This window comes from Maledivibacter halophilus, from assembly GCF_900167445.1.
Lineage (GTDB): Bacteria > Bacillota > Clostridia > Peptostreptococcales > Caminicellaceae > Maledivibacter > Maledivibacter halophilus.
This window is the reverse complement of record NZ_FUZT01000005.1, coordinates 20,499-33,774: the sequence shown is the minus strand read 5'-3', so window position 1 is coordinate 33,774 and position 13,276 is coordinate 20,499. Positions and strand designations below refer to the sequence as shown.

Here is a 13,276-nt window from a genome sequence, read left to right as displayed (position 1 = left end):
TCTATACATAGCATTCTCTTCAAGGACAAGTTCATTGTCGGTGGTGCTGCTGATAAAAATAAACAATCGTTTAATCCTAGAACCAGCCCATAGGGATATGAGACAGTAGGAGCCTGTATCAAAATTGGTTAGGGATTAGGATGGCAAAGGTGATGTTTTGAAAAGTTTAAACGATTTGCTAAAAGGAGAAATAATTGCATATTGTTACATGGTAATGCGAGGTAAGCCAGCAGCTATAATTCCAATAAAAACATCTCAAATTACTGCTGCTGCAAAGTATATTGAAGAAAGTTTTAATTTAAGAACCTATGCTAAATGCTTGACTGATGAATGGGCTACTTTATGGATATACAAAGATGAGTATTTAGTGGAAGTTATTAAGAGCTTACCTGAGAAGCCAAAGACAGTTTTTGATCATTGGGTTTTAGGTAAAGTCTTTGGCTACACAGATGAAGCGATTAAAGAATTTGTGACGGAGAACTACTATCTAAAGTCAGTACCGTCACAGCTAGGACATGGTGGCAAAGTATCAGAGTTGTCATCTAAGTGAACAGTTTGTCCACAATTTGTACAAGTATATGTACCTATACCTGGTTTTTCGCCAGTTGTTGGCATAGTGAAATCCCCCTTTCTGTGGTGTTTTAAAAGTGTTAACAACTATATTTTAACACTATAGGAAGGTAATTACAAAATACTGGTTATGTTTGGCGGTAAAAACAGTAAAAACCGTACTGGGTCTTATGAATTCCCCATGTGTCAGAGAATTGTTCTTTGAAAAGTAAATAAAGAAAGGTGGTAAGTCAGATGACACTTACTAAAGAAGCTTTGAGAAAAGAAGTTTTTTATACAATAAAGTCTTTTGGGGATAGTTATGGATTGGCCTATGACGAAGCCTTAGATATCTTCTATAATGTCATGAATGAAACAGCTGGAGGAGAAGACTCTATTAATACTGATAAATTTGTTTTGAAAAGTGAATTGTTAGAATATAAAAGACTTGCTTCAAAGCTTAGAGCAGAGCTAGAATCACGAATTATAAGATTGGAGAAAAAAGAGACTGAATCTTACTGCAAGATTGAAAGTGTGCCAAGACTGTATCTTGAAGTTGAAGACTGCAAATTTAAGATAGAAAAAATTTTAAAAAATCTTGAAAAATATAAATTATATGCAGAAGATTCAGCAATATTCTAGGAAGAAATATTAAAATAAGCTAATAAACTCTTTATAATGCTTGTGGCAATTTCAGGAACAGCTTTTTGACTTGTTTTGGCAATAATATTTGAGAAAAAATTTTTAAGTTTGTTATCGTCTAACTTCTTACTATTTATGTCGTTAATTAAATCGATTACTAAATCTTTGATTTCATTTTTTAAATTATCATCTAAATCAGATGCTTCAATTGCTTTGTCTATTTTATTAAAGCTATTATTTACACTCACATTATTACCTGTGATATTGTTGTTGCCATTTATATAAGTAATAGATGTTGCTGGAAAAGCTCTATTAAACTCAGAAGGATTCATAAACAATTTTTTTCCACGACTTGTTAGTCGTGCTGCTTTAAAATGTGAACCTAAAGCTTTGAGAAGTTTAATATAGCCTTCTTCTTCTAAAAAATCAATATTTACTTTCAATTGATTTTCTGGAATATTTAAATTTTCTAAGAAGTACTTAGGGCCAAATCCATATCGATTAAGCCCATGTTCATTGGCAAATTGGTTTAATAATTTCAAAATTTCTCTGCAAACTTGAACATCATCCACAAGCTCACCTCCTTTTTTAAGTGTTAGGAAAATACTCGCATCTATATTTTAACACTAGAGAAAGGAAAAGGTAAATATATTTATTGGAGGAATTGCATGGATAGAAGAAATGTCACTTATAAAGGGATCAGGTACAAAGGCAAGATGTATTGGAATGATTTACTAAAGACATATATAGGGGAGCAAGTTTATGTGATGACTTCCCAGGACAATAGCTTTATCAATGTATATGAAGGGAAAACATTTCTCTGCAAGGCCAAAGCCTTTAAGAAGCCAAAAGATAAAAAGGAGGACGATAAAACTATGCTTGGTTTTGGTAAAAAGCTAAAGGATTACAAAACAACTGAGCTTATCAAGGAGCTGCAATCCAGAAAGCATGTAACCATAGCAAAAATGAAAAAGGAACAGCAATTTAAATTTAGAGGAGACAATAAACATATAAAGGAATGGGGACCAGCTGTTGTATTAGTAATAAGAAATGCACAATAAAAAGCAATAAAAACTAAAGAAAACATATCACTTTTGTAACAATAAGGGGGCGACATCATGAAGTGCAAAAGAAAACTTACAAGCTTTGGTATCAAGGTTAAAAAAAGATTAATAGAGCTAAATATGACTCAAAAAGAGCTTGCTAATGACTTAGGAGTAAGTGAAAGCTATTTAGCAGATGTACTAAGAGGAGAAAAACAAGGACTTAAATATTTAGATGAAATAGGAAGCATACTTAAGCTTGAAACCAAAATAGAAAATCTTAAGGAGGTAGTATAATTGGGGAAAATGACTGGATTTAGCTTTGAAAGTCAAATTAGAGATATAGCTGACTATCTGAATAAAATAAGCTCACTGGACATGGATAAGGAAATGGAAATAAAGTTTTTGGCAAGCAAGGAAAGAGAGCTGGGAGAAACCTTTAAGCTAATAGAAGAAAAGGAAGAAAAGCTTCTTAAGGAAATAAGGAATACCCTCCTTGAAATGAGCAGTAAAATCAGTGCCATAAAGGATCTTAAAATGAAAATCATGCATGAAAGAGAAGAATGTGCAAAGAAATATACAAGTCTTACTGAGGGAAATTCAAGTGAAGCTGAGAAAACAGCATAAAACGAAAGAAGAATATATCCTAAGGGCAAATAAAAAGGGAGCACCCCAAAGCGACTCTCTAAAAGCCTTTTAGATATATTCTCTCCCCTCATTATATCATAAATTTCTAAGGAGGGATAGAGTGAAGCATTGGATATCAACACAAAACGCTGCTGAAATTTGCGGCGTAGACGAAAGCACAATTAGGAGGAGAATAAGCCTTGGAAGGATTGAAGTTAAAGAAGTAATAAATGAAAAAAACCTAAAGATATATTTAGTAGACCTCTCTTCCCTTCCACCCGAAGCCCAAATAAAATATTTTGAAAAAATAAGTGGGGCAAGGGAAATAGGATGCACAGAGGAAATCAATATAGATGCTGATTTGGCTTCATATAGAGAAAAGCATGGCGAAGAAGGGATGCATAAACTGCTTAAAAAATACGAGCTTGTGCAAAGAGCTTTAAGTATTGATGAAAATGTTACAAAGCTTAGAAAAAAGCTGGCAAAGGAAAATGAAATAGGCTTTAGAACCCTTTACAACTGGATAAAGGATTATGAAAAAAATGGTTTGGCTGGCCTTATGAAAAAGGAAAAAAGCAACAAAGGTAAAAGCATGAGCTTTTGTCTAGAAGCAGAAATGCTAATGAAATCCTATTACCTAACACCTATAAGAAGAACCAAGACAGCCTCCTATGAAAAAATGGTTAAGGAAGCTGAAAGGCTTGGAAGTGAAGCATGCGATAAATGTAGATTTAATCAAGGGTCAAAACTTAGAAAAAAACTTGAGGCCCAGGGCTATGTTATAGAAACTTGCAAGAAAGAAAATAAAAAGGGAATGAAGTATTCAAAATGTTCTAAGTCTGCAAGTAGAATTTTGAATTCCATACCTGAAGAAATAGTGGCCTATGCAAGACGTGGCAAAAAATATTGGGAAGCAAACTTTATGCATAAAGCTGATAGAAAAAAGCCAGAAATTGTAAACGAGTGTTGGTTTGGAGATCATTATAGATTCAACGCCTTTGCGGTTGATAAAGATGGCAATGTGGCTAGACCCTGGCTTACCGCTTGGTACGATATAGCCACAGGGTGCATGGTGGGGTGGTGCATCACGATGCAGCCAAATAGTAGAACCATAGCTGAAGCCTTTATATATGGCATACAAGAAAAAAAGGACTTTCCCTTTTGGGGAGTTCCAAAGGTAGTGTATACCGATAATGGTAAGGATTATAGATCCCATGCCTTCGAGGGCGGGAAAATAATAGAGAAAAAATATGCTAACGCTATAGAATATAACCTAGAAACAGAAGGATTATTAAAACAGCTAAAGGTTGGCAATATACACGCTAAAGCCTATCACGGCTGGGTGAAGCCCGTCGAAAGGTTCTTTGGCACTTTTTCTGACAAATATGTTAGAGAAATACCAGGGTGGTGCGGAACTGATCCTGAAGAAAGACCTGAAACCTTTGCAAAGGATTTAAAAAGGCTGATAAAGCATAATAAACTGTGGACTTTAGACGAGTTGAAGGAATGGTTTGTAAATATAGTCTTAAAAGAATATCATAATACACCCCATGGCGGCTATGGAGGAAAAACGCCAATGGAGCTTTATATGGAGAAGGAAAAAGCAAGATACGACAAACCTAGCTGGGCAGTCCTTGGTATATGCAAAATGGAAAGTGAAAAACGTAAGATATCTACTCAAGGTATAAGGTTTGATAACAAGATTTATTGGAATATTGAGCTAAAACATTTAATTGGTCAGTGGGTCAAAATAAAATTCAATAGAGAGAATAAAGACGTTATTATCGTAACCCATGAAGGAAAATATATCTGTGCAGCTTCAGTAAAGGAAAAGCTTAAAATGGTATTTGAAGATGAAGAAAAAGTATCTAACCATGTATCGAATCAAAGAAAACAAGAACGAGAAGTTAAAGAAAGAATTGCAGAGCTTACAGGTAAAAGTAAGCCTAAGCCTAAAAAATCAAGTGCTAATACCCTGACAGGAGAAATAGTTGAAGGCCTAAAGGGAAATATAACTGTGTTGGAATATGAGAAGGCTATGAAGGATTATGATAAAGAGCTAAAAGCCCTTAAAAAAGATGAAAATAAAGAAAACAAGAAAAACCCTGCAAAGAAAAGATTTATTAAAACCGGTGAATCGGTACTTAAACGTCCAAATGTTATATAGAAATTCGCAATTTAATTTGCAAAGGGAGGAAATTTTATGAATACAGTTTTAAAACTTCAACCAGAAAGTGACATTTTCAATGCAAACAAAGAAGAAATAATTGAACAGATAAAAAGAATCAAAGAAGTTGAAGGGATACCATTTTCGGAAATTGCAGAGCAAATAGGAGTAAGTAGGTCCTTAGTATCCCAATTTGTAAATCATGGAAAAACAAGCGATGAACTAGAAAAAAAGCTTAGAAGCTTTTTGACTGGATATTACAAGGCTAGCGAAGCTGTTGAATACAGCCAAGAAATACAGCTCTTCCCTACTACAGAATTCAAAGGAATACTCGGCTTTTGCGAAGATATGAGAATGAGAAGGAAAATGGGAGTGATAATTGGATATCCTGGTACTGGCAAGACAACAGCTGTTAAAGAGTATGTTGAGAGAACGCCAGGTGCTGTATATATAGAAGCCTTTTCAAGCATGAGGATGAAGGATCTTCTTGAAATAATGGCTGAAGAGTGTGGCATAGAGCTTAAACGAGGCTCAAATTATAAAAGGATTCAGCAGCTCATAAGGGCATTGAAGAATAAAAAGCTTATGTTCATAATTGATGAGGCAGAATATCTCAAAAAATGGGATGTAGACAAATTTGAAATACTTAGAAAAATATGGGATAACACTAAGGTGCCTATAATTTTATGTGGCACCCATGAGCTTGAAGACATATTAACAAGAGGAAATGGAAAAGACAATTTAGCCCAGCTTTACCGTAGAAAATACATGATGAAGCTTATAGGCATTAAAGAAAAAGAGGTCAGAAGTCTTTTAAAGCAATATAAAGTAACTAAAGAAGCCGAGAATCTGCTTGTTGCACTGGCTATTGATGTTAAACATGGAGGACTTGGAAACTTTATTGAAATACTAGAATTATGTCTTGAATCTGCTGAAGATGGAGAAATCACTAGGGATATAGTAAAAGATGCTAAAAATTATAAGCTTCTTTATTAAAGGGAGGAAATCTAAATGGCATATGATCTTGATAAAGGCTTATTTATAATAAACTCAAGTCTCAGCAAAGACAAAAGACTTGAGTTTAAAGATCCATTGGTTGAAGTGAACCTTGAAACAGGTGAAGGATACTGCAACATAAGAAAATATTGGGAAAGGGAAAACGTAGTTATAGAAAATGTGACCTTGAAAAACAAGAAGGAGGCGGTTTAATGGGCCTAACCGAAACATTGAATCTTGCCTTCAACTCCTTTGAAGCAGGCGTTGAAAGTAAGAGAGAAGCTATTGAAATAGTTCTTAATTTTATAAGTAAGAATTACGAGGTCAAGAAGGATCTTGACAAAATGAAGCTAGAAGAAGCTTATGAAAACTATACAAACTATGATATATACATACACTGCGAAAATGGACGTGCAATATTTCCAAGCATAGAAAATTAAATGAAGCTAAAGGGGGATGAGAAAATGGCAAGAGTAAGAATACCAGATGAACCAGTTCTTAAAAGCTGGGATGATGTAAATTTAAATCTCAAAGAAATAGCTGAATGTGAAATTGAGATTGAAAAGATCCAGGGTGAAATGAATCGAAGGATTTCAGATGTAAAGCTTGAAGCAGAAATGGATGCAAAACCCTACAAAGAGAGTATTAAAACCCTTGAAAAGCAGGTTAAGAATTTTGTTGAATCCAACAGAGCTGACCTAAAGGGTAAAACAAAGTTCCTGAATTTTGGCAAAACTGGATTTAGGAAAAGCACAAAGATTGTTTTAAGAAAGGTTGACAACATTATAAGAAATCTTAAAAGTTTTGGCATGGTAGATTGCATCAAGATCAAGGAAAGCGTAAACAAGGATGTGCTTAAGAAATATACTGATGCAGATATAGCGAAGATTGGAGCGAGCAAAAAGGTAGAAGATGTATTCTGGTACGAAGTTGACAAAGAAAAGCTCAAGGCGTAGGACGTGATAATATGGCAAGGACTAAAAAAAGTAGACCTCAGATTAGAAGTATCTGGGGTCTTGCTAAATCAAAGGAGCTAGGCTTGGATGATGAAACCCTTTACTCCATCATAATAAGAGAAACTGGTAAGGATAGCATGAGAGAGCTTACAACAAGACAACTTAACAGAGTTATAGCTGTGTTAATCAATATGAAGGAAAAAGCGAGAGCTAGACCAGGTATGGCCACAGACAAACAAATAAGAAAAATACGAGCCCTTGAAAAGCAGCTGGGCTGGAATGACAATCCTAAAAGACTGCTAGGATTTACAAGAAAATTTTATAAAGTCGAAAAGCTTCAGTGGCTTAAGTTTGATCAGGCCTCAAATCTTATAGAAGGCCTTAAAAAAGTTTTAGATAGACAAGGAGGCAAAGAATGAGAGTTACAAGGTGTGACAAAAGAAATTGCAAAAACAATAAAAATGGATTTTGCACTTTGGAAGTTGTTTATATAAGCGAAGATGGTGTTTGTAAGGATAAAAAACAAAGCTAGGAGGTTTTGTATGAAGGAATTAATCTGGGTAAGAAAAGGTAAAGATGCATATGTTAAAGTTTTTAGGACAGGTATTGGATATGCAATAGAAAGCTTTATAAGAAAAAGAAAGCCCCGAATAATTAGAACCGATTACAAAAATACAAGGAATTTTTCCAGCACTAGCAAATGGTCAAGTGATCTTATTTTGAAGCACGCCCTAGCCGAAGAATCAGGCGAAGTCAAAAGAATTGAAAGATATATTTGTCTACCTCTAAAAGATAATACTAATCCACGTGATGATTGGAAACTTGTTACATGCCCTATATGTGGTAAATCCTGTTGGGAAAGTGATATTGCAAGAAAAGTATTGAAAAACAAGAATGTGGCTGGCGTTTGTACGGTTTGTGCTTTAAAAACTACAACAGACTTAGGAGGATTAAGGTATAGCAATTAAAAAGCCTAAGAAAGAGGGTAGAAAAATGAGATGTGATAATCAAAAATGTAATTGGCATTTTGAAAATCAATGTGTATGCGAAAACGAGAATGTTGTGGTTGATGGAAGACCTAATTCCATGAATTGCAGTTACTTTTTAGATAAAAATTTCGAAATCAATTTTTGGTCAACCTACTATGACTGCAATATGCTTATAAATGCTGTGAAAGAGAAACTGAAACATCGAAGACACCAACAGCTTAAAAAAGCTAAACACTTATTAGAGAAGTTAAACAAAGAAATTTAACAAAATTAAGAAGGTGGATATATGGCAAAAAAGAAAAAGTATAAAAAAATGACTCAAAAAGAAAAAAATGAACGGGCTAAAATTCGCAAAAAACTAAGAGAAGAAGGAGCGATTCCTCCAACAAAGCCGAGACTCAACCGAAGCAAATTTGCCAAAGAAACTGTTGAAGAATTTCAAAAAGATTTCAAAGCCTACTCAGATATACCTCACTTGTTTGAAGCTATTAGCTGGATGCTACCGATGGTTGAATCTGAAGTAAAGCCAAAGGTATCACCTGAGCAGGTGGGTGTCTTGAAAGCTTTAAAATTGGCACTTGAAATAAAGAAATTCCACCAAGATTTAAAAGATAAAGGAGAAACCAAGTATAAACCTATGGACATGTATGAAAAGATAATTGCACCTATAATAAAACTATAGGAAGGAGATATAAAATGAAAATAGCTATTGATGTGGGACATGGAATAGACACTTACCCCCCAAGCAAAGGTATAGGAGATTTTGCAGAGTTTAGTTTTAACAATGAAGTAGGGAAACTCGCTAAGGAAATACTTGAGCATAATGGATTTGAGGTATACCTATCACAGCCCTTTGACTCAAAAGAAGTTCCTTTAAAAATAAGGAGCAGTAATATAAATAAAGAAAAATGTGATATCGGCTTCAGCATTCATGCAGATGCAGCCTCCGACGAAGATGTTGCTGGACATCATGCCTTTTACTGGCACACTTCACCAAAAGGAAAAGTTCTTGCATTGAAGTGGCTTAAATATGCCGATGAAACACTACCAAACAAAAGCAGAGGGATTCGGGCATGCATTCCTAGAACATGGACTGATTTCCATATAGTCAGAAGAACTAATTGCCCTTTTATCCTTATGGAACATGGGTATTTTACAAATAAGCATGAAAGGGAAAACCTATTAAAATCACTTGAGTTTCAAAAAAAGTGTGCCTTAGCGATAGGGAAAACTGCTTGTGAATACTTTGATATAGAATTTAAAAATCCCTGGACCGAACGTTGGGGAGAGATATATATAAATGAGCTTTCTCAAAAAAAAATCATCGACAGCAGTCATGATAGCAGCGAAGAAGTTACATGGGATGAAATGGCAGCGGTGATATGTAGAATTTTAGAAAGAATAGAAAGGCTTGAAAAATAAATCAATTTGATGTATTGTAAAGGTGGTGGGGTCATTGAATAAAAAACTAATAAACCAAATACAAATTAATGACCTTGGAGAGCCATATTCTAGCATTGTTGATGAAATTGGACTGGAAAATACAATAAAGCTTGCGAAGATTTTTGGAGGAAGTAGAATATATTTTCCAATAATTAAATCCCTGGTGCTAGATCGCAGAGATAAGGAAATAAGAGAAAAATTTAATGGGTATAATCAAAGAGAGTTAGCCAAGCAATACATGTTATCTGAAGAACGTATTAGGCAGATTTGCAAAGAAAAAATGAAACAAATTAGAAACAAGCCCCTTAAAGGCCAAATAAGTATGTTTGATTAAATAATTTGACAAATAGTTTTGGACGACTATTTTGAGAAAAACCAATAGAATCATAGTATAAGGAAGATTATTCCTTGTGCTATGATTTTTTTATTTTCCAAAATTAAGGGGTGAAAGGAATGTTAAGTGAAATGCAAGGAACTATAACAAATGTATTATTGAATGTGGTGTTAGGACTGGTTACTTTAGGGGGTGCCTATGCAACATTGTACATCCAAAGAGCAACAAAAAAAGTAAAAATAGAAACGCAAAGAATAGAAGAGGAAAAGCAAAGAGATATTCTTTGGACTGCCCTTGATAGACTTGAAGATGTGGCTTTTAAGACAGTAAATAAAATTGAAGAAGTCAGTGCAAAAAATCTAAGGCAGTTGGTAAAGGGAGGGAAAATCGACAAAGAAAAACTTGAAGACTTAGCTGTAGTTGCATATAACGAGATAATAGACATCCTTGAACCAGAATACTTAGATGCCTTAGAAAGTACACTTGGAGATGCAGAAACATATATATTGAATACTATTGAAGAAAAAGTAAAGAAAGTTAAAGATTTAAAAGAGGTACCCCATGACCTTTAATACCTTTTTACAAGGTGTAACTACAGCTGGTGTTGGGATAATAATATTTTTCCTAAAAAAAACCCTAACTGACTTAAACAAGAAAATAGAGAAAAACGAATCTAAAATTGAAAACATAGAAAATGATCTCATGGAAAGAGTTGACCTAATGAATAAGGAATTCAATAATTTAAAAAGTGATTTACCCTTCATTTACACAACAAGGGAGGATCATGCGGCAGCCATGAATGCAGTAGATAAAAAAATGACAGGTATAGATAGAAAATTAGACAAAATACTTGATTTCACAATCAGCAAAGGAGGGCAAAAAAATGATTGAACAGGAAAAGCAAATCGCTGACAAAAACAAAGCTATAAGAGGATATATAATTCGATCTTTAGTAAAGGGACATCACAATCGACTATTATGCAGACAACTTGTAAACCTAATGATGAGGGATGCTATTATAATTTCCCCTGACATATCCGGCTATTTAGATTACTTGCATGAGAAAAAGTATATTGAATATACCGATGAAAAAATCACATCCTATACAGCTTACATGAATGATGCAATGATAAAACTTACATCGAAAGGAGTAGACCTTGTAGAAGGAACTACTAATGATCCAGGGGTTGATATTTAGTGGCAAAGCAAAGAAAGCGAACTAGAATAAGATCTAAGATTGATGAGCTTCCTGAAAATCTAAAAGAAAAAGTAAATGAACAAATCTCCGATACAAGATACACATACCTTGAAATATCTCAATTCCTAAAGGAACAAGGTTATGACATATCAAAGTCAGCGGTTGGAAGGTACGCCCTTAGAACCAATAATGCAACAAAAAGACTTATTGAGGCCCAAGAGCAAGCGAAGGCTTTGGTAAATGTAGTTAAAAATAACCCTGATGTAGATTATACTGAAGCGACAATGCAAATGCTCATGGGTGGGCTTACAGAAAAACTTGCCACAGCCCAGGAAGAATTCGATGCAATGCCTTTAGATAAGGCGGGAAGGTTAATTGTGGCTCTTAGCAGGACAAAAGTTTACAAGGAAAAAGTCAAACAAGATATGAAACAAAGAATAGATTTAGCCTTTGAAAAATTAGAAGAAGATATATGGACAGTCATCAAAGGAGATGCACTGCTTGCTGGAGAGCTTAAAAAGCTTCTTGAAAAAGCTAAAGCTAGGATGATAAGCGATGATTAATATTGATGATTATATAAGGAAACTAGATATTGAAGAGAATATAGAAGCTATTAATTTTGAAGAAGACCAAAGAAAGCTTTTTTTAGAATACACAGTGATTAATGATAGTTTTAGGGACTATAGACAAAAGCTTTTAAGGGCATATCAAAGAGGCGAACCCTTAGAAGGAAAAGATGGACTTAGAAAGAAACTAGGGGCAATAGACCTTGAATATTTTGGCAGAGCTTATTTAAGCCACTATTTTACAAGAACTTGCCCAAAGTTCCACAGAGAGCTAAATGACATATGGCTTACTGGAGTTTTGAAAAAAAATAATCCCCTATCTACCAAGTCCAAGAAAAAAATATCTAGGGCTAAAGGCTGTAAACATGGGATAGCAGCTCCAAGGGGTCATGCAAAATCAACCACATTTACATTTAAAAACTCAATACATGCCATACTTTACGAGTATAAGCATTACATTATAATACTTTCAGATTCAAGCGAGCAGGCCGAAGGATTTCTTGGGGATATAAAAATAGAACTTGAAGAAAACCCCCTTATCCTAGAAGACTTTGGCAATCTCAAGGGCAAGAAATGGACTGACAGTCATTTTAAAACAAAAACAAACATAAAAGTCGAAGCAATAGGATCTGGCAAAAAAATCAGAGGACGTAAAAATAGAAATTGGAGACCAGATTTAATTATTCTGGACGATATAGAAAATGATGAAAATGTAAATACACCAGAACAAAGAAGGAAACTGGCTAATTGGTATTACAAAGCAGTATCTAAAGCTGGAGATACTTATACAGATATAGTTTACATTGGAACCCTTCTCCACTACGACAGTTTACTAGCAAAGGTATTAGAAAACCCAGAATATGAATGTATAAAATACAAGGGTGTTTTATCCTTTGCTAAAAATCAAAGCCTTTGGGATGAATGGGAAAAAATCTATGTAAACCTAGAAAATCCCAACAGAAAAAAAGATGCTAAACAGTTCTTTAAAGCTAATAAAGAAGAAATGCTTGAGGGAGTTCAGGTACTCTGGGAAGAAAAACTTAGCTATTATGATCTTATGATCATGAAAATTTCAGAGGGTGAAGCAAGCTTTAATTCTGAAATTCAAAACGAACCTATTGATCCTGATAATAAAATATTCAATGATGAATGGTTTGATTACTATAACGAAGTCGAGATAGATTTTTCAGACAAAGATTTTATAATAGTTGGATGTATAGATCCATCCTTAGGCAAAAACAAAAGAAGTGATACTTCAGCTATTATAGCCATAGCCAAGAACATAAGAACTGGATACATGTATGTATTTGAAGCGAGTATAGAAAAAAGACATCCTGATGTAATCATAAGTGATGCTATAGAAAGTCAAAAAAGATATAAACGTGACTTTGGTAAAGGATATACCAAATTTGGAGTTGAAACAAATCAATTCCAACACTTTTTTAAGGATGTCCTTGCAAAGGAAAGTGCTAAATCGGGGGAATATTTCCCGATAGAAGAAATACAAAGTGTATCTAATAAAGATATGAGAATACGAAGCATACAACCATATATTAAAAACAAATATGTAAAATTCAATCCAAGACTTAAAACCCTTCTTAAACAACTTAAGGAGTATCCAATGGGAGCCAATGATGATGGCCCAGATGGCTTGGAAATGTGTATTAAGTTAGCTGAAAAAATATCTGGAATAACTAAAACTGATTATAAAACAGTTATTAAAAGAGCTTTAAGATTCAAAAAAGGTGCTTATTAGAGGTGCAAAT

Annotated in this window: 22 protein-coding genes; 20 read left to right on the top strand and 2 right to left on the bottom strand. The window is 34.2% G+C overall.

Translation table 11 applies throughout. The features are described 5' to 3' along the window. Positions 1–483: 483 nt before the first annotated feature. Positions 484–615 carry a zinc ribbon-containing protein gene (locus B5X81_RS28745; RefSeq protein WP_079491578.1) on the bottom strand — a complete coding sequence of 44 codons (132 nt, stop codon included), beginning with the start codon at positions 613–615 and terminating at the stop codon, positions 484–486. Between the two features lie 189 nt (positions 616–804). Here B5X81_RS28745 and B5X81_RS10435 point away from each other — a divergent pair, with 189 nt between their 5' ends. Continuing rightward, positions 805–1,191 (top strand): hypothetical protein, encoded by a 387-nt coding sequence (locus B5X81_RS10435; RefSeq protein WP_079491577.1) that lies wholly within the window; start codon positions 805–807, stop codon positions 1,189–1,191. Here B5X81_RS10435 and B5X81_RS10430 read toward each other — a convergent pair. Next, positions 1,188–1,763 (bottom strand): hypothetical protein, encoded by a 576-nt coding sequence (locus tag B5X81_RS10430; RefSeq protein WP_079491575.1) that lies wholly within the window; start codon positions 1,761–1,763, stop codon positions 1,188–1,190. The two genes, B5X81_RS10435 and B5X81_RS10430, sit on opposite strands and share 4 nt — an antisense overlap. A 96-nt stretch (positions 1,764–1,859) precedes the next feature. On the opposite strand from B5X81_RS10430, the gene B5X81_RS10425 reads away from it, so the two are divergent. The 19 genes from B5X81_RS10425 (at position 1,860) to terL (ending at position 13,266) form a co-directional block, all read left to right on the top strand. Beyond that, positions 1,860–2,252 (top strand): BC1881 family protein, encoded by a 393-nt coding sequence (locus B5X81_RS10425; RefSeq protein WP_079491574.1) that lies wholly within the window; start codon positions 1,860–1,862, stop codon positions 2,250–2,252. Between the two features lie 57 nt (positions 2,253–2,309). After that, positions 2,310–2,531, top strand: a complete 222-nt coding sequence (locus B5X81_RS10420; RefSeq protein ID WP_079491572.1) for a helix-turn-helix domain-containing protein — start codon at positions 2,310–2,312, stop codon at positions 2,529–2,531. Further along, positions 2,532–2,861, top strand: a complete 330-nt coding sequence (locus B5X81_RS10415) for a hypothetical protein (protein WP_079491571.1) — start codon at positions 2,532–2,534, stop codon at positions 2,859–2,861. A gap of 121 nt (positions 2,862–2,982) precedes the next feature. After that, the gene (locus B5X81_RS10410) at positions 2,983–5,028 is read left to right on the top strand and encodes a Mu transposase C-terminal domain-containing protein (RefSeq protein ID WP_079491569.1); all 2,046 of its coding nucleotides are present in this window, start codon (positions 2,983–2,985) and stop codon (positions 5,026–5,028) included. 36 nt (positions 5,029–5,064) lie between these two features. Beyond that, the gene (locus tag B5X81_RS10405) at positions 5,065–6,024 is read left to right on the top strand and encodes an AAA family ATPase (RefSeq protein ID WP_079491568.1); all 960 of its coding nucleotides are present in this window, start codon (positions 5,065–5,067) and stop codon (positions 6,022–6,024) included. Between the two features lie 15 nt (positions 6,025–6,039). Continuing rightward, positions 6,040–6,237: a hypothetical protein gene (locus B5X81_RS10400; RefSeq protein ID WP_079491566.1), complete on the top strand. Its 198-nt coding sequence runs from the start codon at positions 6,040–6,042 to the stop codon at positions 6,235–6,237. After that, the gene (locus tag B5X81_RS10395) at positions 6,237–6,464 is read left to right on the top strand and encodes a hypothetical protein (RefSeq protein WP_079491565.1); all 228 of its coding nucleotides are present in this window, start codon (positions 6,237–6,239) and stop codon (positions 6,462–6,464) included. Before B5X81_RS10400 ends, B5X81_RS10395 begins: the two co-directional genes overlap by 1 nt. 24 nt (positions 6,465–6,488) lie before the next feature. Next, positions 6,489–6,980 carry a host-nuclease inhibitor Gam family protein gene (locus B5X81_RS10390; protein WP_079491563.1) on the top strand — a complete coding sequence of 164 codons (492 nt, stop codon included), beginning with the start codon at positions 6,489–6,491 and terminating at the stop codon, positions 6,978–6,980. Positions 6,981–6,991: 11 nt separating this feature from the next. Next, positions 6,992–7,399 carry a regulatory protein GemA gene (locus B5X81_RS10385; protein ID WP_079491562.1) on the top strand — a complete coding sequence of 136 codons (408 nt, stop codon included), beginning with the start codon at positions 6,992–6,994 and terminating at the stop codon, positions 7,397–7,399. Between the two features lie 123 nt (positions 7,400–7,522). Beyond that, positions 7,523–7,948, top strand: coding sequence for a hypothetical protein (locus B5X81_RS28095; RefSeq protein WP_244282057.1), 426 nt, complete (start codon positions 7,523–7,525; stop codon positions 7,946–7,948). Positions 7,949–7,973: 25 nt separating this feature from the next. After that, positions 7,974–8,234 carry a hypothetical protein gene (locus B5X81_RS10375; protein ID WP_079491560.1) on the top strand — a complete coding sequence of 87 codons (261 nt, stop codon included), beginning with the start codon at positions 7,974–7,976 and terminating at the stop codon, positions 8,232–8,234. Positions 8,235–8,255: 21 nt separating this feature from the next. Further along, a complete protein-coding gene (locus B5X81_RS10370; RefSeq protein ID WP_079491559.1) occupies positions 8,256–8,651 on the top strand; it encodes a hypothetical protein in 396 nt (131 codons plus the stop codon). A gap of 14 nt (positions 8,652–8,665) precedes the next feature. After that, positions 8,666–9,391 carry an N-acetylmuramoyl-L-alanine amidase gene (locus B5X81_RS10365; RefSeq protein WP_079491557.1) on the top strand — a complete coding sequence of 242 codons (726 nt, stop codon included), beginning with the start codon at positions 8,666–8,668 and terminating at the stop codon, positions 9,389–9,391. Between the two features lie 34 nt (positions 9,392–9,425). Further along, positions 9,426–9,746, top strand: coding sequence for a Mor transcription activator family protein (locus B5X81_RS10360; protein ID WP_170917365.1), 321 nt, complete (start codon positions 9,426–9,428; stop codon positions 9,744–9,746). A 119-nt stretch (positions 9,747–9,865) separates the two neighbouring features. Further along, positions 9,866–10,318 (top strand): hypothetical protein, encoded by a 453-nt coding sequence (locus tag B5X81_RS10355; RefSeq protein ID WP_079491553.1) that lies wholly within the window; start codon positions 9,866–9,868, stop codon positions 10,316–10,318. After that, complete coding sequence (locus tag B5X81_RS10350) at positions 10,308–10,637, top strand: hypothetical protein (protein ID WP_079491551.1); 330 nt, start codon at positions 10,308–10,310, stop codon at positions 10,635–10,637. The genes B5X81_RS10355 and B5X81_RS10350 overlap by 11 nt, the downstream gene beginning before the upstream one ends. Further along, a complete protein-coding gene (locus tag B5X81_RS10345) occupies positions 10,630–10,944 on the top strand; it encodes a hypothetical protein (protein ID WP_079491549.1) in 315 nt (104 codons plus the stop codon). Before B5X81_RS10350 ends, B5X81_RS10345 begins: the two co-directional genes overlap by 8 nt. Further along, the gene (locus B5X81_RS10340; protein WP_079491547.1) at positions 10,944–11,507 is read left to right on the top strand and encodes a phage protein Gp27 family protein; all 564 of its coding nucleotides are present in this window, start codon (positions 10,944–10,946) and stop codon (positions 11,505–11,507) included. The genes B5X81_RS10345 and B5X81_RS10340 overlap by 1 nt, the downstream gene beginning before the upstream one ends. Then, positions 11,500–13,266 carry a phage terminase large subunit gene (gene terL, locus B5X81_RS10335; protein ID WP_079491545.1) on the top strand — a complete coding sequence of 589 codons (1,767 nt, stop codon included), beginning with the start codon at positions 11,500–11,502 and terminating at the stop codon, positions 13,264–13,266. The genes B5X81_RS10340 and terL overlap by 8 nt, the downstream gene beginning before the upstream one ends. Positions 13,267–13,276 lie beyond the last annotated feature (10 nt).

Coding starts and splice junctions, on each gene's coding strand:
- B5X81_RS10365 (WP_079491557.1), top strand. CDS start 8,666: ATGAAAATAGCTATTGATGTGGGACATGGAATAGACACTTACCCCCCA.
- B5X81_RS10420 (WP_079491572.1), top strand. CDS start 2,310: ATGAAGTGCAAAAGAAAACTTACAAGCTTTGGTATCAAGGTTAAAAAA.
- B5X81_RS10355 (WP_079491553.1), top strand. CDS start 9,866: ATGTTAAGTGAAATGCAAGGAACTATAACAAATGTATTATTGAATGTG.
- B5X81_RS10345 (WP_079491549.1), top strand. CDS start 10,630: ATGATTGAACAGGAAAAGCAAATCGCTGACAAAAACAAAGCTATAAGA.
- B5X81_RS28745 (WP_079491578.1), bottom strand. CDS start 615: ATGCCAACAACTGGCGAAAAACCAGGTATAGGTACATATACTTGTACA.
- B5X81_RS10395 (WP_079491565.1), top strand. CDS start 6,237: ATGGGCCTAACCGAAACATTGAATCTTGCCTTCAACTCCTTTGAAGCA.
- terL (WP_079491545.1), top strand. CDS start 11,500: ATGATTAATATTGATGATTATATAAGGAAACTAGATATTGAAGAGAAT.
- B5X81_RS10350 (WP_079491551.1), top strand. CDS start 10,308: ATGACCTTTAATACCTTTTTACAAGGTGTAACTACAGCTGGTGTTGGG.
- B5X81_RS10435 (WP_079491577.1), top strand. CDS start 805: ATGACACTTACTAAAGAAGCTTTGAGAAAAGAAGTTTTTTATACAATA.
- B5X81_RS10405 (WP_079491568.1), top strand. CDS start 5,065: ATGAATACAGTTTTAAAACTTCAACCAGAAAGTGACATTTTCAATGCA.
- B5X81_RS10390 (WP_079491563.1), top strand. CDS start 6,489: ATGGCAAGAGTAAGAATACCAGATGAACCAGTTCTTAAAAGCTGGGAT.
- B5X81_RS10385 (WP_079491562.1), top strand. CDS start 6,992: ATGGCAAGGACTAAAAAAAGTAGACCTCAGATTAGAAGTATCTGGGGT.
- B5X81_RS10370 (WP_079491559.1), top strand. CDS start 8,256: ATGGCAAAAAAGAAAAAGTATAAAAAAATGACTCAAAAAGAAAAAAAT.
- B5X81_RS10375 (WP_079491560.1), top strand. CDS start 7,974: ATGAGATGTGATAATCAAAAATGTAATTGGCATTTTGAAAATCAATGT.
- B5X81_RS10425 (WP_079491574.1), top strand. CDS start 1,860: ATGGATAGAAGAAATGTCACTTATAAAGGGATCAGGTACAAAGGCAAG.
- B5X81_RS28095 (WP_244282057.1), top strand. CDS start 7,523: ATGAAGGAATTAATCTGGGTAAGAAAAGGTAAAGATGCATATGTTAAA.
- B5X81_RS10400 (WP_079491566.1), top strand. CDS start 6,040: ATGGCATATGATCTTGATAAAGGCTTATTTATAATAAACTCAAGTCTC.